The 18,839-nt window shown below is 62.6% G+C and carries 14 protein-coding genes; 5 read left to right on the top strand and 9 right to left on the bottom strand.

Annotated elements, in window-relative coordinates; all coding sequences use genetic code 11:
* Positions 1–85: 85 nt before the first annotated feature.
* The gene (locus tag A3CW_RS0111300; protein ID WP_028203668.1) at positions 86–832 is read right to left on the bottom strand and encodes a carbonic anhydrase family protein; all 747 of its coding nucleotides are present in this window, start codon (positions 830–832) and stop codon (positions 86–88) included.
* Between the two features lie 337 nt (positions 833–1,169).
* Here A3CW_RS0111300 and A3CW_RS0111295 point away from each other — a divergent pair, with 337 nt between their 5' ends.
* Positions 1,170–2,876: a site-specific integrase gene (locus tag A3CW_RS0111295; protein ID WP_028203667.1), complete on the top strand. Its 1,707-nt coding sequence runs from the start codon at positions 1,170–1,172 to the stop codon at positions 2,874–2,876.
* Between the two features lie 152 nt (positions 2,877–3,028).
* Here A3CW_RS0111295 and A3CW_RS0111290 read toward each other — a convergent pair whose 3' ends face one another.
* On the bottom strand, positions 3,029–3,463 hold the full coding sequence (locus tag A3CW_RS0111290; protein ID WP_028203666.1) for a winged helix-turn-helix transcriptional regulator: 435 nt from the start codon (positions 3,461–3,463) through the stop codon (positions 3,029–3,031).
* 109 nt (positions 3,464–3,572) lie between these two features.
* Between A3CW_RS0111290 and A3CW_RS0111285 the strand changes: the two genes are divergently transcribed.
* On the top strand, positions 3,573–4,193 hold the full coding sequence (locus A3CW_RS0111285; RefSeq protein WP_028203665.1) for an FMN-dependent NADH-azoreductase: 621 nt from the start codon (positions 3,573–3,575) through the stop codon (positions 4,191–4,193).
* Between the two features lie 370 nt (positions 4,194–4,563).
* Here the strand turns inward: A3CW_RS0111285 and A3CW_RS0111280 are convergent, their stop codons facing one another.
* The 3 genes from A3CW_RS0111280 to A3CW_RS0111270 all read right to left on the bottom strand — a co-directional run bounded on the left by A3CW_RS0111280 (position 4,564) and on the right by A3CW_RS0111270 (position 10,339).
* A complete protein-coding gene (locus A3CW_RS0111280; RefSeq protein ID WP_051481386.1) occupies positions 4,564–6,180 on the bottom strand; it encodes a hypothetical protein in 1,617 nt (538 codons plus the stop codon).
* Between the two features lie 276 nt (positions 6,181–6,456).
* A complete protein-coding gene (locus A3CW_RS0111275; protein ID WP_028203663.1) occupies positions 6,457–8,208 on the bottom strand; it encodes a thiamine pyrophosphate-binding protein in 1,752 nt (583 codons plus the stop codon).
* Between the two features lie 385 nt (positions 8,209–8,593).
* Positions 8,594–10,339, bottom strand: a complete 1,746-nt coding sequence (locus A3CW_RS0111270; protein WP_028203662.1) for a methyl-accepting chemotaxis protein — start codon at positions 10,337–10,339, stop codon at positions 8,594–8,596.
* A gap of 739 nt (positions 10,340–11,078) precedes the next feature.
* On the opposite strand from A3CW_RS0111270, the gene A3CW_RS0111265 reads away from it, so the two are divergent.
* Entirely contained in the window at positions 11,079–13,094 is a 2,016-nt protein-coding gene (locus tag A3CW_RS0111265; RefSeq protein ID WP_051481385.1) for a hypothetical protein, read from the top strand.
* Between the two features lie 96 nt (positions 13,095–13,190).
* On the opposite strand, the gene bfr is transcribed toward A3CW_RS0111265, so the two are convergent.
* The gene (gene bfr / locus A3CW_RS0111260) at positions 13,191–13,667 is read right to left on the bottom strand and encodes a bacterioferritin (RefSeq protein WP_028203660.1); all 477 of its coding nucleotides are present in this window, start codon (positions 13,665–13,667) and stop codon (positions 13,191–13,193) included.
* Between the two features lie 174 nt (positions 13,668–13,841).
* Positions 13,842–15,074 carry an MFS transporter gene (locus A3CW_RS0111255; RefSeq protein ID WP_028203659.1) on the bottom strand — a complete coding sequence of 411 codons (1,233 nt, stop codon included), beginning with the start codon at positions 15,072–15,074 and terminating at the stop codon, positions 13,842–13,844.
* A gap of 102 nt (positions 15,075–15,176) precedes the next feature.
* On the opposite strand from A3CW_RS0111255, the gene A3CW_RS45950 reads away from it, so the two are divergent.
* Positions 15,177–15,842 (top strand): TetR/AcrR family transcriptional regulator, encoded by a 666-nt coding sequence (locus tag A3CW_RS45950; RefSeq protein ID WP_051481384.1) that lies wholly within the window; start codon positions 15,177–15,179, stop codon positions 15,840–15,842.
* 47 nt (positions 15,843–15,889) lie between these two features.
* Complete coding sequence (chrA, locus tag A3CW_RS0111245) at positions 15,890–17,125, top strand: chromate efflux transporter (protein ID WP_028203658.1); 1,236 nt, start codon at positions 15,890–15,892, stop codon at positions 17,123–17,125.
* A 10-nt stretch (positions 17,126–17,135) separates the two neighbouring features.
* Here the strand turns inward: chrA and A3CW_RS0111240 are convergent, their stop codons facing one another.
* Positions 17,136–17,756, bottom strand: a complete 621-nt coding sequence (locus A3CW_RS0111240; protein WP_028203657.1) for a DAK2 domain-containing protein — start codon at positions 17,754–17,756, stop codon at positions 17,136–17,138.
* On the bottom strand, positions 17,753–18,781 hold the full coding sequence (locus A3CW_RS0111235; RefSeq protein WP_028203656.1) for a dihydroxyacetone kinase subunit DhaK: 1,029 nt from the start codon (positions 18,779–18,781) through the stop codon (positions 17,753–17,755). The genes A3CW_RS0111240 and A3CW_RS0111235 overlap by 4 nt, the downstream gene beginning before the upstream one ends.
* Positions 18,782–18,839: the final 58 nt, after the last annotated feature.

Here is an 18,839-nt window from a genome sequence, read left to right as displayed (position 1 = left end):
CTCTTTCGTTATTGATATCGGGGATATCAGAAAATACACGCACCTCACAATAGCCGCGAATCGCTTGCGAACCGGCTTCGAATGCTCACAGGAACGTTAGCTTGCCGTTTCGAATGTCATACATCGAGCCCGCCATTTTCACGTTCCCCTTATTTTCCAGATCGGACAGAATCTGACTCCCACTGCGGATAGCGGCTATCGCACCCTGAACGTTCGATCGCGCGACAGCATCGACGAATTCTTCATTTTTACTGGATCGCTCTCCGGAATATTGCGTTGCGTCGATCGCCGGCTGGATCTTCTGAAGCAAACCCGTCAAATTTCCCAATTGCACGTTGTCGATTGCACCTTTTATCGCCCCGCATGCGGTATGACCCATCACCAGAATTACTTTCGCACCCGCAACGGCACACGCAAACTCCATACTGCCGAGTATGTCCTGGTTTGCGATGTTTCCCGCAATCCTTGCATTGAAGGTGTCGCCGATTCCCATATCCAGAATGATCTCGGCTGGCGCGCGAGAGTCGATACAACTGAGGACGATTGCCGCCGGGTACTGGCCACTGGCGCTCGCTCTCTTCTGCGCGAGAAAGTCCTGCTTTTTCATCTTGCCGGTGCGAAACCGTTCGTTGCCGGCTTTCATCATTTCGATGATCTGATCGGGAGTCAGCGCATTGCGCTGCGATTCGGACAACGCCGCCGCCTGTATGTCGCCCGCAGTGAACGGCATGCCGGCAACGAGCGTCGCCACGCTTATGCCAGCCTTGATCCATCTGCGTCTTCCGCCATCGGCCGGGTCGTCGGAAACATCAATCGCCGTGTTTGCAGACATTGGAATCTCCTTTTTTTGACGGAGGTCGAGCCTTGACTCGGAAACGGATCTTGATCGACGTTCGCTAACAACCTCATATTAGCGGGAAGTAAATGTGTAGGTGATCAGCCAGAGTATAGGCGGCGCGAGAAATCGTGATATCTGGCTGTGCCATTGTCAGGCGGATTGAACCTCTTTCCGGCATTCGCTTTCGGTGGCCGCCAGGCGGCGCCCACGCGCCTGGGCCAACTCCTGCGGGAGCATCTTTCGTTCTTCAGCGGAAAATGCATGCCTTCTGCAACTATAAAGATAATCCTTCTTATCACAAGACACCCATTTTCACGTTAAACTTCGGCATATGAAAACGCGTCACACCCCCCTTCCCGCACCCGCTTCCGCCGAGCCCCCCGGATTCCCCGACGCCGACGAACTCGCCATGCTGCGCGCGTGGTATGCAGGCCTCGCCGTGCGGCCCGCTGTCGAGCGCTATCTACCCTCGGCGCTCGGCGACGGGAAGTCGGCGCGTGGCGTGCTCGGGCGCATCCGGCGCAGGCTCGTTGCCCTCGCGCGCGCGGCGCATCGCGACGATCTGGTGGCGCTGTTCGAACATCCGGTGGAAGAACGCGAGCGGCACGCCAAGGCAGTCGCGCAGGCAATCGACAGCCTGCGCACCGCGCGCCCTCCCGAACCCCAGATCGCCGACGACATCGCACAATGGTTCACGCCGCGCGCCGTGCGGGTGCTGTACGCGCACGGCATTACCACGCTCGCCGACCTGACCGTGCGTATCCCGCGCCGCCGCCAGTGGTGGAAAGCCGTGCCGGGACTCGGTGTGGCGAGCGCCCGCGCGATCGAGGCGTTCTTTGCGGTCTGGCCGGCACTCACGGAAAAGGCGCGCGCGCTCATCGTGGCGAGCCAGCGCGGCGACATCGCACCATGGGAGTCCCTGAAGCTGCCGCACGAAGTCGACGGCTCCGAAGGCACCTTCCGTGCACCGCGCGCGACCTGCACGCTGGACGCATCGAACGACTATGAAGCCATCCAGACCTGGCTTGCGCTGCACGAGTCGCCCGCCACGCAGCGGACCTACCGGAAGGAAGCCGAACGCCTGATCCTCTGGGCGATCGTCGAGCGTGGCCGCGCGCTCTCGTCGCTCTCGACCGAAGACGCCATCGCCTACCGCGCGTTCCTGCGCCATCCGTCCCCGCGCGGCCGCTGGGTCGGCCCCGTGCGGGCGCGCACGTCGCCGGACTGGCGGCCGTTCAACGGCAGCCTCTCGGCGCGCTCGGTCGCGCATGCGCTGTCGATCCTCGGCGCACTGTTCCGCTGGCTCATCGAGCAGCGCTACGTGCTCGCCAATCCGTTTTCCGGTGTGAAAGTGCGCGGCGCGAGCGGTGCGCAGGCGCTCGACACCTCGCACGCATTCAGCGAAGGGGAATGGGCGCTGATGCGCACGATCGCAGACGGCCTCGAGTGGTCGTACGGCTGGTCAGCGCCGGCGGCACAGCGGCTGCGCTTCCTGCTGGATTTCGGCTATGCGACCGGTCTGCGCGCGAGCGAGCTGGTTGGAGCCACGCTCGGCCACGTCGAGACGGATGCGCGCGGCGATCACTGGCTGCGCGTGACGGGCAAGGGAAAGAAGCTTGCGCGCGTCGCCTTGCCGCCGCTCGCGTGGGAGGCGCTCGCGCATTATCTGGCCGAACGCGACTTGCCTGTCGTGCCCGTGCGCTGGAATCCGGCGACTCCGGTCATCGGCAGTCTCGAGGCCGACAGCGACGCCGCGATTAGCAGCGTGCGTTTGTGGGGGGTGCTGCGGCGCTTCTTCCTGCTGGCCGCCAAAGCCATCGAGGCCGATCATGCGCCGCTTGCGGAAAAGCTGCGCCGCGCGAGTCCGCACTGGATGCGCCACACGCACGCCACGCACGCGCTCGGTCGCGGCGCGGAACTCACCACGGTGCGCGACAACCTGAGGCACGCTTCTGTCTCGACCACCTCGATCTATCTGCACAGCGACGAGGTCAAGCGCGCACGGCAGATCGCGGACGCGTTCGGCAAGGCGAAATGAATCCACGTTCACCGGATCATTCGCAACTCGGCAGGCGGCAAATACGCCTAGGCCGTTCGTCACCTCCGCTAGCGAAACCAGCTTCGTCGACTGAAGCTGCCACGATTGCGCACGGCCCTATCGCCAACGATGCGTTATATGACCTCTGCTTGTCAGCGTCGCTGGTAGACGACGCCCTGCGGTGAGAAGCGATCCGGTTCAGGTTCTTCGTCGAAGCGTCGATGCGCTTCAGCAATGGCCGGCTGGTTGTTGTTCGCCCAGTTGACCAACGCCATTACCGGCTCCAGCAGCGTGCGCCCCATTTCGGTAAGTGCGTAGTCGACACGCGGCGGAATCGTCGCATACATCGTGCGGGTAACCAGCCCGTCGCGTTCAAGCCCACGTAACGTCAGCGTCAGCATGCGTTGCGAGATGCCGTCTATTTTCCGCTTCAGTTCATTGAATCGCCGCGGCTCACTGGCCAGCGTAGCGATGATGTAGAGGCTCCATTTGTCGCCGATCCGATCGAGGATTTCACGGGTGGCCTTGCAGCCACCGGCGTCGGGTTCGGGCATCTCCCAGGGGAGATCAGTGTGACTCAGTGACATGCATGTGCCTTCTTGTGAAGCAAGGACGGGAACAATACCATCCTGCGTATGGTTAGGTAATCGACAACCGAAAAGTTACCTAGTTCTTGTTATATACCAAGGAGCCAACATGAGCCACATCCTGCTGATCACTTCGAGCCCTCGCGGTGCCGACAGCCTGTCAACGAGATTCGCCAGCGAGTTCGCCCAAAGACTCCGCGAGCAGCACCCAGGCAGCACACTGACCATTCGGGATCTCTATTCCGATCCGCTGGCCCATATCGATGAAGCCTACGTCGTCGGCCGCACGCTTGCACCAGAGGCACGTACCCCGGCGCAGGCAGAGGCTGTCGGCGTGGCAGAAGCCCTTATTGGCGAGCTGGCCGCCGCCGACACCGTCGTGATCGGCTCGGGCATGATCAATTTCGGACCGCCCACGCAACTCAAAGCATGGTTCGATTATGTGACCTGGCCTGGCGTGACCTTCAAGTACGACAACAGCGGCGTAGAAGGCCTGCTGACGGGTAAGAAGGTCTATTTGTTCACTGCCGCCGGCGGCGTATTCTCGAATGGTCCCTACGCGCCGCTGGACTACCAGTCAGGCTACCTGAAGCATCTTCTGGGCTTCATCGGGCTGACCGAAGTGGAGCATCTACGCGTGGAAGGCGTGGCTCATGGACCTGAAGCGGCGAAGACGGCAATCGCCAACGCCGAGGCGGCAGTGCAATCGCTGCTGGCGGAGGCTGTCTGATTCCATGGCGGCACAAAGACGATCGCCCTCTTCTGGCGCTGGAACCTGACCGGGGGCTTCGCTGGCAATCCGCTGCGCTTCGTGCATGAGCAGGCTGAAGCGCTGAACTTCGGCGTTGGCGTGGAGCGGGTTCCCTGGGGCGAGCATGATGACGACAACGACCCGAAGGATCTGTTCCGGTACACACGAACCGGCAGATCGCGCAAGGCCATTCGACGAATCGCCTGACTCGCACGATTCTCCGAACCACGCGCGATACGCGGACATCCGTTTCGCGCCCGGCGCTACATCTGTCGCCCGTAGAGCGGCCCGGAACCTCCGGGCCGCCCTTTTCCATCAAGCCCGGACCGACATGCGGCCCATGCTGGCTTCAGTGCGTCGGCGTGAAAGAAACGCCGCGCAATACTTCTGCAAACCCTGCGCTACGCACCGTGACGAACTGTTCCCGGGTGCCTGGAGCGGTCGTATTCTTCAGCAAATCGCGGATTGCCACCAGCTTGTTCGGGTCCGCGCCCTGGTCGCCGCTGCCGCTGACTGTCGACGTGATCGCCCACAACATCACGGTGCCGTCGCCCTCGACCTGGCCCGTCAGGTTACGCAGGCCGTCGGTTGCCGGAGCCCACGGCAGACTGGTTGCCTGGTTCGCTCCGGTCGGATAGCCGTTCACCGTGTACGATTTGCCGAGGTTCAGGCCGTTCTGCAACGTGTAAGCGAGCGTCCAGCTCTGCGTCGTCGCGTTGTACACCCACTTCTGCAACCCGGCGAGCTGCTGTGCGGCCGCATGCGTGTACAGATCCGAGCCGCCCGCGTAGCCGTCGCCCTCGTCTGCCACGTAAAGCGTATGCGCATCCGCGAACCACAGGCCGAATGGGAAGTGCGTCGGATTCGTCGTCTTGTTCGACGTCGTCGGGAAGCCGCGGAGCACGCACATGTTGTTCGGCAGGCCGTTGGCCTGCAGCGTGGCGGCGTTATACGTGAGCGGTTGGGTCGGCAGCTTCGCGTTCGGCGCCGGCACGCCCACGCCGTTCGGGCAGGCGGTACCCGTCGTATCGAGGAAGTACACCGTGTTTACGCCGTTGCCGCCGCTGCCCTTCGTGTAGTACAGCACGTTGTTGTAGATCGTCAGGCCGCGGAAGTTGTCGTCCTTGCCAATCTTGTCAGCCTTCGCGCCGAGTTCGGTAACGGAAAAGCTGCCGAGCGGCGTCGGCGTGCCCGGCGTTTGCTGCGCTTCGTGTTGGCTCGATCCGTCCATCACCTGCGCGCCGGCGCCGAGCACGATGCCGTTCGGCTGCGGGTTCCCGCCGTTGCCTGCGTTGCCGGACGTGTAGATGATGTTCTGGCCGTTGCTGTCGTTGAGAATCGCGGCCCGGCCATTGTTCCCACTGTACGCGTTGGTCTCCGTGAACTTGAACTGGCCGTTTTCATCGACACGCGCCACTGCCCGATAGACGTTCTCGCCGACGGGGTTGGTCGGATCGACCGCGCCCGGCGTGTTCGAGTTGGACACATCGATCGCGTTGACCGAAGCGACGTAGCCCATGAACGTCAGGTACTTGCCGTCCGTCGACAGGTTCAGCGCCATTTCCGATTTCGACGAGAAGCTGGTCACCATCTGGTCGCCACCGTGGCCCGGATTCATGCTGTTCGGCACCTCAAGCGTGTTGACGAGTCGGCCGTCCGGCGTGATCTGGTCAAGGAAGGCTCGTGCGGTGATGCCGAAGCTCGAGTCATAGAGCGCGTTGTTAAACACGTACGGATAGGTACCGTCGTTCGTCGCGCCGGTCGCTGCGGCGCAGCCGCCTTGCGTGCTCGAACAATTCGGCGGCAGCACCGTGCCCGGTTGAACGTTGCTCGACAGATTGTCGTAGACACCGCGGCTGACGACCAGGTTGCCGTGCTGGAACTGGCTTGCATGGGCCGCTTGTGTACCCACGCCGGCGGCGATCAGGGTGAGGGCAATCGCGGGCCGCAGGAAAATTGTTTGCATGTACAGACTCCCAATATTATGAAGAAATCGGTTTGGTCTTCTGGCTCTCTGCATGACACAACGTGGGTACGACGCTGCGACTTTAGACATCCTGAATGAAGGAATGATTGCTGCGGCCTTTCAAACTTACTGGGATTTACTAACAGGAACGTTGCAACTGCAACCGGACTCGGCCGGACCGGGTCGTTTCGGCGTGAAGTGGTGGAAAGGACTGGAGAGCGGCCGCGCAGTCCATGAACGCGCCGGGTCTAACGCGAAACACATCAAGGCCGTTGTTCATGACAAGGCTTGCGCTTCCGAATAGTACCGGTTTGGCGCGGGAAAGACTCCTGTCATGACTTCAATCAGGAACGGGCCGTCATATCGACTTGCTTCACCGAGAACGTCATCCAGCTCGTCGATTCCGTTAACCACGCGTGCCGCCACACCAAGCGACGATGCAAACGCGGTCCAGCTATGACGGGGCAGTCTGGTGAACTGCTCCGAAATCAGACCGCCCCTCATCGCATCGATGTGAATTGCACCGTGAGCCGAGTTATTCAGGACGACGTAGATCACTTTGACGCCGTAGCGAGCTGCCGTCTGAATCTCCGTTCCGTGCATCATCATGCATCCGTCGCCCGTGACTACGACGCAAGGGCGTTCGGGGGCCGCAAGCTTGACGCCGATTCCGGCTGCGATAGCCCAGCCCATCGGTGCGAGTGAGTTGGACGAAAAGTAGTTGCCCATGCCCGAAGACAGCCAGTAGTGGGCCATGAATATACGATGGGCGCCGGAGTCCACCACGACGTTGCTGTCGCAGGGCAACAATTGGCAAAGGCGCTTGATGACGGCGCCAGGATAAAGCAATTCATTGCCGCTGGAAGCCTGCCGCGCGGCAAAATCCTCGAACTGGCCGTCGTACAGGGGAGTCTGGCTGACCCCGGCGACCCATGCCCTTCTTCTTTCGAGCACTTTCTGGAACTCGTCGAGGGCGCCCGTGTTCATCTTGGCGAGCAACCGGAAGGTGGCTCCAATTCCGGAGAAAATGCTGCGCTGGGCAATGTGCCCCATCGGCGGGTGATCAAAGCTGTCATCGAAGACAAGCAGATCCTTCCCCTCGGTCAGCTTCCTGCTCCAGTTCATGCTGTCACGCTGGTTCAGATCGCTGCCAAATACAACGAGCGCGTCAAGCTCGTCCGAATTGATCACACGTGCGGCACGCGAATGGCTCGAGAACCCGTAGATGCCCAGCGCGAGTTTGTGTCCCTCGGGAAATGCCCCCTTGCCTGCTAGCGTCGTCGCGACCGGAACGTGAAATTTCTCCGCAACCTCAAGAAGTGCCCTTGCAGTTTCGGCGTCATTCCCGCGACTACCGATCAGAAACGCGACTTTCTTCGACTGAAGTAGATAGAGACTGCACAGGGCATCCAGCGCGGTACGGTCAGGGGGCGCTTCACCCAGATTGAATTCGTGCTGGGCGTAGGGTTGCCGTGCTATCTGCGGACCGGGAGGAACGTCCTGCTTTTGAACATCAACAGGAATACTGACGAATGACCGCGCTCGACGCATCCAGTTCAGCCCGTCCGTAGCACGACGCAGCTCCGCCTGAACATTTTCCTTGTTCTTCAGCTCGACGACGTTCGTCATTAAGCCTTTGACCACGCCACTTTCAAAAATGCCACCTGAAGTCGCGTCCTGGAAGGCGCCCTTACCCTCCGCACTCGATGAGATGCCTCCGGCAATATAGAGCATCGGAATCCGGTCTGCGTGAGCTGCGGCCATGCCGGGCACGAAGTTCATCGTGCCGGGACCGGAAATTCCTGCGCAAACGCCGAATTTGCGGCTGGCGCGCGCATAGCCATCGGCCATGAAAGCGCTGCCCGTCTCATGAGCGCCAACGATGCCGCGAATGGAAGGCGACTCGTCAATTGCATCCAGCAGCGGGTAGATCAGCTTTCCGGGAACCAGGAACACGTGGTCGATTCCTGCGGACTCCAGCGACTTCACAACCATCTTCGAAACGTTGAGCGGAGCGGAAGATCTCATGGTCTTTGGTTACGATCCGGGCAGAAATCAACAATCGAATCCTGCCGCTCTCCATCCCGGGGTGATACGCGGCCTTTGGGCTTGAAACGCACCGAAGCCGGCGACAACCGGTGCCGGGAGACAGCAGGATGGCCTTTGACGCGCTGCACTTTCTGCTGCAGTCGCGTCTCGCGCTACTTCCCCGGGCCCGCTCGTAACGGGCCCGCGTGTCTCCATCCAGGGCGTTCCTCGTCGCCGGCTGCGGCGTCACTCGCACGCGCTGTCTGCGCGGCTGATACCGTTTCCGCTGGCCGTCGATGATCGTACGGCGAGCGTCATCGTGGATCTGCGTCCACTCGACCTCGACTTGCCTTTCTGAATCGCCGCCCAAACCTCGCAGTCCGGTTCAGAATGTCTGCCAGTCCGATGTGCCGGCAGCGGTGGCAGCCAGAACCTTACTCCCGCCCCCGGAAGGCTCTGGCATCACCGCGGCCTTTGTCGTTGTTGCAGGAGAGGACGTGAGGCGGTTCCGGGCGACGGTTTGCGGGGCCTTCTCCCGCTTCGTCGCCCGCGATGAAGTCGCTTCGTTGCCATTGAACCTGAAGAAGGCCACGGCTTTACGCAGGCTCTCCGCCTGCTGTGCCATTGTCTGCGCGGCCGCCGAAGCCTCTTCCACGAGCGCGGCGTTCTGCTGCGTGACCTGGTCCATCTGGTTGACCGCCTGATTCACCTGCTCGATACCGGTGCTTTGCTCGCTCGATGCCGACGAGATTTCGCCCACGACGTCCGTCACGCGCTTCACCGATTGCACGACTTCCTTGATTGCGCCGCCTGCTTCTTCGACGAGCCTCGAGCCTGTTTCCACCCTGTTGATGGAGTCGGAGATCAACTCCTTGATCTCCTTCGCGGCAGTCGCACTGCGCTGCGCGAGCGTGCGGACTTCACCCGCAACGACGGCGAAGCCGCGCCCCTGTTCTCCTGCGCGAGCCGCCTCGACTGCTGCATTCAGTGCGAGGATGTTGGTCTGAAAGGCGATGCCCTCGATGACGCCGATAATCTCGGACATTCGGGTCGAACTCGTGGAGATGTCACGCATCGTCTCGACGACGCGACCAACGACTTCGCCGCCGCGCTGCGCCACGCCGGAGGCTGCACCCGCGAGCGTGGCAGCCTGCGTTGCATTGTCCGTGTTGTGGCGGACCGCTGCGGTCAGTTGCTCCATGCTCGACGCGGTTTCTTCGAGCGACGCGGCCTGCTCCTCGGTGCGGCTCGATAGATCGAGGTTGCCTTGTGCGATCTGCGCGCTCGCCGTCGCGACACCCTCAGCGTTTTCGCGCACGTCCGACACGACCCGCATCAGGGCCTCGCACATGGACTTCAGCGATGCCATGAGGCTGTTTGTGTCACCGGCGCGCAGGTCAATGCTCACGTTCAGGTCACCCGCCGCCACGCTTCTGGCCACGGCGGCGGCGGTCGCAGGCTCCGTACCCAGTTGCCGGGTTACGCTACGCATCATCCAGATGCCGATACCGAGGCCGATCGAGACGGACATCGCCACGAGGACAAGCATCAGATTGCGGCCTTCGCCATACACGGCGTCGTTGGATTCCGCCGTCGTTTGCGCGTCGCCCTGCTTCAGGGCAACCAGATTGCCCATCAGGACCAGCGTCCTGAAACCCTTCCTGTGGTACTCACCCAGCATGTATTCAGTCAGGCCATCCCGATCCTGTAACGCGGCCGAATTGATCTTGCCTTTCATTTCGTTGAAGGCCTGGATGTAGTCCTGCCAGCCCTGGTCGAGCTCGGCGAAGGTCGCCTTCCCTTTGTCGGTATAGACGAGAGGCTCTGCCTGGTTGAGGTGATCGCGCGCCTGGGCCAGTGCCTTGTCAGCCTGGTCCAGCGAGCCAGCCCGCTGCTCGGCCGTAGTGGCCAGAACCGCATTGCGTAGATAGGTTCCGACTCGTAGTACGTCCGCATTTGCCTGCTGGATCAGATTCAGTCCGACAAGATCCTGTCGATACGTCTTGTCCGCATTTGTGCTGATTTGCGCCATATTGTGCAGACCGATCCCGCTGACGGCAGCGCTGATGGCCGAAACCAGGATGAAAGCGCCGATCAGTTTGGTGCCGAGTTTCATGTTGCCGATATTCATAGTTCACGTTGGTGAGGATGAAAGAACCAGAATGCAGAAGCGGGTTCGTGCACAGGTTGACGCGGTATCAACCCGGAATAGTCCAGCAAGCGTGTTTCGATTAAACGAACAAGCGCAAACTCCCGGCACGTGTGACGCCTGGCACCGGTGCACTGCCACGCCAACACCGGAAGCAGCACCGTACATATCTGGTTATCGGCGGCATTATTTATTTCTTCATACAAATTGTTCATCTGCCGGCGAGATTTTTTTTACATCGATGCAAGGCCATTGGAACCGTGCGCGCGGTCCAATGCAGCTGCGAGGTGCAGGAATTTATCGTGCCTTCTCACAGGCGTATCCTGGGAATCCGAAAACGTTTCCAGTAACACAGCTGTCATAGATTTGCCATCGATTTCATTACACAAATCTTTCATTATTGTCTGGCGCGACATGGTCCAATGTCCGGCAAAGCGAACGGTGGCAACACTGAAAAAAGCTTGCGACAGCGGCTTGATTGCCAGAATTCAGTCGTAATTTTCTGGTGCCGCTGTCATTTCTTACAAAGATTATCTGCATATCCAATTGCCGGAATATTTATCGTTAAGGCGCTTTTCCAGGGTTTTAGTATTGACGCCATTCCGCCCGATGAATATCTTTTTGCGTGAAACGACGACGCCATTCTTCTCGCCTTCAGGCTGCCGGCATTCCCGGTGCTCGTTTCTCTAAAAGAACCACATACGCCTTCAACGGGGAAATAATGAAACACAATAAGCGGGCGAACCCGCAGCGTTTCAAATCGGAACTCACGCTTCTGGCCAGCGCCATTTCACTGTCATTTCTCGCGGCGTGCGGTGGCGGTGGCAGCAGCCAGTCGGCAACCTCCACCTCAACGACCACACCTTCGAGCATCGGCGGCACCGTAGCGGTCGGCGACGCGCTCGCGGGTGCGAACGTCACGCTGATCGATTCGACGGGCAAGAGCGTTACGACATCAAGCGACGCAGGTGGCAACTACTCGATCTCCCTCACCGGCTTCACCGCACCGTTTGTCCTCGTCGCAACGGATCCGGGCGGGGTCAATGCGCCGCTCTACTCGGTGACGGCCACCGTTCCCACGGGTTCCAGCGCACCGATTGTCGCCAACGTCACGCCGTTGACGACGGCGGTCGCCGCCCAGTTGACGAGTGACGGCAATCCGCTCGAGCTCACGAAGGCGGCCACGCTCGCGGCCGATGTTTCGACAACGTCCGTCAACAACGCGATCTCCACGCTCAACACGATCCTCACGCCGATCCTGTCAGCCAACGGCGTATCGCCTTCCGCGTTCAATCCCATCAGCCAGCCTTTCACGCCAGATCAAACGGGCGCAGACGCCGTGATCGACTCCGTGGCGGTGACCACCGGCGCGTCGGGTGGCCTCCAGATCTCGAGCACTTCGGCACCGGGCACGGCCGTCGCGCTCAACACGTCGACCTCGGCCAGCACCCAGCTTGCCGTTCCGCCAGTGGCGGCCAACTATCTGGCCGCTACGCTGCAGGCGCTGTCGCAGTGCCTGTCAGGGACGACATCGGCGTGCTCCACGGCCATCGATACGAACTATCTCGAGAATGGCTACAGCAGCACAAACGGCGGGTTTCAGGCGTACCACGCGGATCTCAGCGCGAGCGGTTCAACCATCACGGGCGCGAAAACGCTGGTCTACTGGCCGGCTGGCCAAAGCCCGCTCCCCAACGTCACCCGGGCGAGCGCGCTGGTGCGCATCTTCTACACCAACAAGGCCGGGCAGCATAACTTCGCCCTCACGGTGGTACAGGCGAATGGCAGTGGCGGCTGGGACATTGTCGGTAACCAGCAGGCATATAACGTCACGATCAGCTCTTTCGTGGCTGCCCGCCAGTACCTCGACGCGAGCGATGCGTCGAGCAACCGCTATGAAACCGGCCTCGGCATCACCGTCCCGACGAGCAGCGCCTCAGCAGTCAACCCGTCGAACCTCGGTTCGGTGAATGTGGCCGGTGCAGGGCTGCCGTCCGGAGGTGTGTGGCTGGAGCCGCGCAGCGGTACAGGCAATACCTCGCTCGCACTCACGACCCGGATCGTGACGAGTGCGCCCACGGCGGCAGTTACGACAAGCTCCAACACGTCACTCTACCGTTGGGCCTGGCAGGCTCTGCCCAGCGACACCAGCACGTTCGCCTTCGCACCGAATAGCAGCGACGAGGGTTATATGGCGGCGACGCCACTGACCGCCCAGACGCTGCCGGCGCCGTACGCGAGCTATACCGTGACCTTTTACGACACGACGGGCGCGCAGATCGGCAGCCCGCTCAATGTCGTGAACTCGACCCCGCCGCTGCTTCCCTCTGCGGCGCAGGGCGTGGCGTGGCAGACGCTCGGCAGCGACGTCACCAGCAACTTTCTGAGGCCCTCCGGCTCGCTCGCAGCGGCACAGGCGACGGCCGCCATCGACTGGTCGGGTGTGGTGAACGGACAAAACGTCTCGCCGCTTGTGACCGGTATCCAGATTCAGGCAGGGACGGACACGAGCGCGAGTACTCCGGCTGAGGTGGACGGCTGGTGGACGGGGGTGCCGACGGCACAGAACGGTCAGTATTCGGCAACGGTGACGGCCGGCCTCGCGCAAAACGGTGTGCAGACTTGTACCAGCGCGTGCTCGTTCCCGGCGCTCACAACGGGAGTTTCGCGTCTCGTACAACTCAATTGGGGAGCTGAAGGCGTGAGCTACTACAACATCTGGAAGTACAACGACTAAACGTTGCCGACCACTGGCTCCGTGAAGCAGGGTGCGTGGGTGCCCCGCAAGTGGCATCCACGCTTTTTCCCGGCATGCTCCACGCCGGATTGCGTATCAGCTGGCCGAGCCCATCGCCGATTGCTGATAGTTTTCGAGGCCGATCTTGTCGATCAACCCGAGCTGGATTTCCAGCCAGTCGATGTGATCCTCGGTGTCGTCCAGGATCTCGACGAATATTTCCCTCGACACGAAGTCCCGAACCGATTCGCAGTACGCAACAGCTTCCTTGCACTGTGCCTGCGCAGTGCGTTCGAGCTTGAGGTCGCACTCGAGCACTTCGCGAACGTCCTCGCCGATCAGAAGTTTGCTAAGGTCCTGCAGATTGGGCAGGCCGTCGAGCATCAGAATCCGCTCGATCAGTTTGTCGGCATGCTTCATCTCCTCGATCGACTCGTCGTATTCATGTTTGCCGAGTCCTGCGAGACCCCAGTGTCCGTAAAGCCGCGCGTGCAGAAAGTACTGGTTAATCGCCGTCAGTTCGTTCTTCAGTTCCACATTGAGATATTCGATAACTTTCGGATCTGCTTGCATGACTCCCTCCGGAGCGCTGTGTCGGGACAATTACAACGAGCATAGACATTTGATGCGCGCAGCGCACGAACGAGAGCATCAATGAGAAGAATTCCGCGTGCTATCGGCTCGATTTACGCAGAGGAATGACGCTTTAACCGCCTATTGACCGTGCGTTGTTTGCGAACAACCGGATCAACCGAGCCCGATGTCGACACGATCCGCTTGCCTGATGGCGGGAAACGCGATCATCCACACCACTGCGGCGACGATCGTTCCGATTCCGCCAAGCGCCACCGCCGGAACCGTTCCAAGCCACGCGGCGGCCACGCCGGACTCGAAGGCGCCCAGTTCACTCGAAGCCCCGATGAACAGCGCGTTGACGGCCGACACGCGCCCGCGCATCGCATCGGGCGTGGCAAGCTGAATCAGAGAGGTACGGATGTTGACGCTGACCATGTCGCTTGCGCCCACCACGGCAAGCGCCAGCCACGACACCCACGCCGAGCGCGAGAACGCGAATACCAGCGTGGCCGCGCCGAATACGATCACTGCCGCAAAAAGCTTGGGGCCGACGTTGCGTTCAGCCGGGAAGCGGGTCAGCACGAGTCCGACGAGACACGCGCCCACGGCTGGCGCGCTGCGGAGCATGCCCATGCCTTGCGAGCCCACCTTGAGAATGTCCTGGGCGTAGACCGGCAACAGGGCCGTCGCACCGCCGAGCAGCACGGCGAAGAGATCGAGAGAAAGCGCACCGAGCACGACCGGTTGCGACCGCACGAACGCGAATCCCTCCTTCACACGCGCGATTCGCCCTTGTAGCGGCATCCGCACGGGGCGCGGCCGCTGCGCCCGCAACGTCAGCGAGCCCGCCATCGCCGTGAAGAAGGCGACCGCACAGACCAGATAAGCGACGCTGGAGCCCATCGCATAGCCAAGGCCACCCACGACCGGCCCGAGGACGATCGCCATCTGCCACGCGGTCGAACTGCAAGCGATCGCGCGCGGCAACCGGTGCGGCGGCACGAGCAGCGGCAACAGCGCCTGCGCGGCCGGTTCTGCGATCGCTCGTGACGTGCCGAGCAACAGCACCACGCCGTAGAAGAACCCAAGCCCTTTCATATGCAGCGTGGACAACGCGAAGAATGCAAGCGCGCAGAAACCTTGAAGCGCGAGGCCGGCAACAACGAGCGGGCGCGGCGACAAGCGATCGCAAAGCTCCCCGGCGGGCAGCGTCATCAACATAGCCGGGATGAACTCCACGATGCCGACGATGCCGAGCGTGAGCGGCGTCTGCGAAACCTTGTAGACGCTCCATCCAACCACGACGGACAACGCAAGCGCCGACGCTTCCGAAAGGAAGCGCACACCGAGACACACCGGCAGGTCCCGCCGTCGATAAGCCTCTTCGCACGCTTGCGTGTTCATCGAAATCTCCGAGCCCTGCGCACCGGCCCATGCCCGCTGGCGCGCGCTGGACTCGCGCCGGGAATGCGAGCATATTGCTCATGTTCGCACTGGAGCCCGCACATGGCTACTCGCATTCCCCGAACCTCCGGCGCCATGCGCAAAGCGCCGAAACAGGCGCGTTCGAGGGCGACGATCGACGCCATTCTCGACGCGGCGGCTCACATTCTGGGTGAGCGCGGCTGGTCGGCATTCACGACCAACGCGGTGGCGGAGGCGGCGGGCGTGAGCATCGGCTCGCTCTATCAATACTTCCCCGACAAGCTCGCGCTGATCGACGCTGTCCGTCGGCGGCATTTCGACGACGTGCTTGCGGTGCTGCAAGCCGCGGCGAATCCGCAGATTCCACGCACGCGCCGCATTGCGGCACTCGTGGACGGCATGATTGCGGTACACAGCCGCCATCCGGCCGCGCATCGGGTCCTGATGGAAGAAAGCCCGCGTGGCGACACGTCGCGCAGCGCGCACGACCGCTTCGAGATCGAATGCCGGAAAGCCTACGAGGCGCTGTTCATGGCGAACGCCGGCGGCACGCCCGACCATGTCCGCCTCGCCGCCCAGGTGCTTGCAGGAGCGCTCGCGGGCGCCGTTCACGAGGCGGCGCGGCAGGGTCAGCTTGCGTCGCCGGTCCTCAGGTGGGAACTCGTCACGCTCGTGCATGCCTACCTGTCACGCGCGCGGCCCGTGAAAGCTTCCCGGCCTGCGAGCGTGGCGGCGGATCGGGTATGATCGCGGCAGCATCGAGTTCCATTCGTATTCCTTACGACTGAATTTCCATGGAAACAGATATGTCGACGTCAGAGCCGGACCGTGCGGGCTCCGTGTTCGAAGTCCTGCGGGTCTTTCTGAAGCTGGGCCTGACGTCCTTTGGCGGTCCCATTGCCCATATCGGCTACTTCCGCCGCGAGTTCGTCGAGCGGCGTCGCTGGCTCGACGACGAAACCTTCACGGATCTGGTCGGTCTCTGCCAGTTTCTCCCGGGCCCCGCCAGTAGTCAGACCGGGTTTTCGATCGGTCTGCTGCGCGCCGGCTGGCCAGGCGGCCTGGCAGCCTGGTGCGGCTTCACGTTGCCATCCGTTGCACTACTGATCGCCTTTGCCATTATCGCGCCTGAGCTCGGCGGCCCCGCAGGAAGCGGTTTGATTCACGGACTGAAACTCGTCGCCGTTGCCGTCGTCGCGCAAGCCGTATGGGACATGGCGCGCCGCTTGTGCCCCGACCACCGCCGCGCCGGCATTGCACTCGTTGCGGTCGTGCTTCTCGCGGTCATGACGACGGCGTATGCACAGTTGATCGTCATCGTGCTGGGCGCGGCGCTCGGTATCGTGCTGTGCCGGTCCACGACTGCGGGAACCATCGCCGGCACGCGTCAGCATACGCAGGCGTTTCGCGTGTCGCGCACCGCCGGTCTGTTCGCGCTCGCCCTCTTTTGCGGCCTCCTTTTCGGGCTTCCGGCGCTTGCCGCGTTCGACACGACGCATACCGTCCGCGTGTTCGACGCCTTCTACCGCTCGGGCGCCCTGGTGTTCGGCGGCGGTCACGTGGTGCTGCCGTTGCTGCAGCGTGAGACCGTGGCGACGGGCTGGGTCTCGCCGAACGACTTTCTTGCGGGCTACGGAGCCGCCCAGGCCGTGCCCGGCCCACTCTTCACGTTCGCCGCTTTCCTTGGATGGATCATGAGCGGTCCGTCCAGTCATGCGCTGGGTGCCTTTGTGGCGCTGGCGGGCATCTTTTTACCGGGCCTGCTTCTCGTGCTCGCCGCGCTGCCCTACTGGCAAGCGCTTCGCGCCCATCCCTCCATGGCGGCCATGCTGGCGGGCGTGAATGCTGCCGTGGTCGGACTGCTCGCCATGGCGCTCTATTCGCCGGTGTGGACGAGCGCCGTCCAGTCACGGTTCGACTTTGCGGTGGCGACCATCGGCTTCTTTTTGCTCACGCGCTGGAAAGTGCCGCCGCTCGTTGTCGTCGTGGTTTCGGCGGCGGCCGGCGTGGCCGAAATGCTTTTCCGCTGAGTGGCAAAACTCACCCTCGCCAGGCTTGAAGAAACCTGAGCCACGCCGTCGCGCCAGGATCCGCGTGACCGATACTGCGTTCCTGCACCCAGGCCGCGCGCCCTTTCTTCGACTGCAACGCGGCCGTGGCGCGCACCTGTCGCTGCGCCGTGTCGATCATCGCGTCGAGGAGCGCGCGCTCGTCGACGCCTGATTCGAACGCTTCGAGCGTATCGAGGCTCGGCACGAGTGCATCGAGCACCGTCTTGTCGCCGAGCTGCGATTTGCCCCGCTCGGCTATGCGCGCGGCCACCGCGCGCCCCATGGCGAGCGCTTCGGCCCGGCCCGCAACGTGGCTGCCCACCACGGTCTTCGCCGCGGCGAGCAGCCCGCCGCCGACGAGCGCGCCGAACGTCGAGGGGTTCGCCGTCGAAAACGCCTTGCCCGTCGCGATCAGTACGTCGCCCAGCGCGGCCTCGGGCGGCAGCTTCGCGATGGCATCGGCTGCCGCGAGCGAGCCTGCCTTCACAGTCACGCCCAGGTCGCCGTCGCCGAGCGCGGCGTCGAGTTCGCGCAGTTCCTCCGCGCTGGCGGGCATCGCGTTCAACGCGCCGATGAGCCGCGCCCTGATTTCGCTGACCGAAAGACTCATCGCGCACCTCCCTCGTCCACGCGCCATCCTTCGCGCCAGAACGGCGAGCGCACCGGCGCGTCGAGCAGCGTGTCGAGTTCCTCGTCGATTTGCATCACGGAGATGGAGGCGCCCGCCATTTCGAGGCTCGTCACGTACTCGCCCACATAGGCGCGCGCCACGCGCAGTCCGGCGGCGGCAACGGCCTGCGCGGCGCGCCGGTACAGCAGATACAGTTCTTCGAGCGGCGTCGCGCCGAGTCCGTTGACGAGCAGCGCCACGCTCGACCCCGCCTTGGCCTGCAAGTCGCCGAGGATCGCGCCCGCAAGCCGTTCGGCGATGGCATCCGCGCTCTCCAGCTTGCCGCGGTGCGTGCCCGGCTCGCCATGAATGCCGATGCCGATCTCCATCTCGCCATCGGGCAGCGTGAAGGTCGGCTTGCCTGCCGCCGGCAGGATCGTCGGCGAAAGGCCCACGCCCATCGTGCGCGTCGCGCCGTTCGCCTTCGCGGCAATGCGCGCGACGTCGTCGAGCGTGTCGCCGCGTTCGGCCGCCGCGCCCGCGCACTTGAAGCCGAACACCATGCCTGCCACGCCGCGGCGATCCGAGGCCCGCTCGGGCGGCGCGGAAGCGACATCGTCGGCAACGAGCACGGTGCGGGTCTCGATGCCGTCCGCGTCGGCCAGGTCCGCGGCGAGATCGAAGTTGAAGACGTCGCCGCCGTAATTGCCGTACAGGTACAGCACGCCCGCGCCGCCGTGCACCGCCTTGGTGGCCTCGTAGATCTGCTCCGACGAGGGTGACGAAAACACGTTGCCCACCGCCACGCCGCTCGCGAGCCCCTTGCCCACGTAGCCGAGAAAGCCTGGCAGGTGCCCGGAGCCGCCGCCCGTCACGATGCCGACCTTGCCCGCGTTCGGCGCGTCGGCGCGCACGAGCGCGCGGCGGTCGGCAGTGACCGGCTTGAGCCAGCCCGGATGGGCGAGCAGCAAGGCGTCGATCATCTCGTCGACAAAATGATCAGGATGATTAATGATCTTTTTCACGTGTCGCGTCTCCAGTAATGAGTGGTCTTCGCACCACCGCTCACGTTGACTTCTGCGT

Origin of the sequence: Paraburkholderia nodosa DSM 21604 (assembly GCF_000519185.1) — a bacterium.
GTDB lineage: Bacteria > Pseudomonadota > Gammaproteobacteria > Burkholderiales > Burkholderiaceae > Paraburkholderia > Paraburkholderia nodosa.
The sequence above is the reverse complement of the archived record's forward strand: the minus strand, read 5'-3'. Positions and strand labels throughout refer to the sequence as shown.

Bases quoted from the DNA above. Each gene is read 5' to 3' on its own strand.
- A3CW_RS0111300 (WP_028203668.1), bottom strand. From the start codon at position 832: ATGTCTGCAAACACGGCGATTGATGTTTCCGACGACCCGGCCGATGGC.
- A3CW_RS0111295 (WP_028203667.1), top strand. From the start codon at position 1,170: ATGAAAACGCGTCACACCCCCCTTCCCGCACCCGCTTCCGCCGAGCCC.
- A3CW_RS0111290 (WP_028203666.1), bottom strand. From the start codon at position 3,463: ATGTCACTGAGTCACACTGATCTCCCCTGGGAGATGCCCGAACCCGAC.
- A3CW_RS0111285 (WP_028203665.1), top strand. From the start codon at position 3,573: ATGAGCCACATCCTGCTGATCACTTCGAGCCCTCGCGGTGCCGACAGC.
- A3CW_RS0111280 (WP_051481386.1), bottom strand. From the start codon at position 6,180: ATGCAAACAATTTTCCTGCGGCCCGCGATTGCCCTCACCCTGATCGCC.
- A3CW_RS0111275 (WP_028203663.1), bottom strand. From the start codon at position 8,208: ATGAGATCTTCCGCTCCGCTCAACGTTTCGAAGATGGTTGTGAAGTCG.
- A3CW_RS0111270 (WP_028203662.1), bottom strand. From the start codon at position 10,339: ATGAATATCGGCAACATGAAACTCGGCACCAAACTGATCGGCGCTTTC.
- A3CW_RS0111265 (WP_051481385.1), top strand. From the start codon at position 11,079: ATGAAACACAATAAGCGGGCGAACCCGCAGCGTTTCAAATCGGAACTC.
- bfr (WP_028203660.1), bottom strand. From the start codon at position 13,667: ATGCAAGCAGATCCGAAAGTTATCGAATATCTCAATGTGGAACTGAAG.
- A3CW_RS0111255 (WP_028203659.1), bottom strand. From the start codon at position 15,074: ATGAACACGCAAGCGTGCGAAGAGGCTTATCGACGGCGGGACCTGCCG.
- A3CW_RS45950 (WP_051481384.1), top strand. From the start codon at position 15,177: ATGGCTACTCGCATTCCCCGAACCTCCGGCGCCATGCGCAAAGCGCCG.
- chrA (WP_028203658.1), top strand. From the start codon at position 15,890: ATGGAAACAGATATGTCGACGTCAGAGCCGGACCGTGCGGGCTCCGTG.
- A3CW_RS0111240 (WP_028203657.1), bottom strand. From the start codon at position 17,756: ATGAGTCTTTCGGTCAGCGAAATCAGGGCGCGGCTCATCGGCGCGTTG.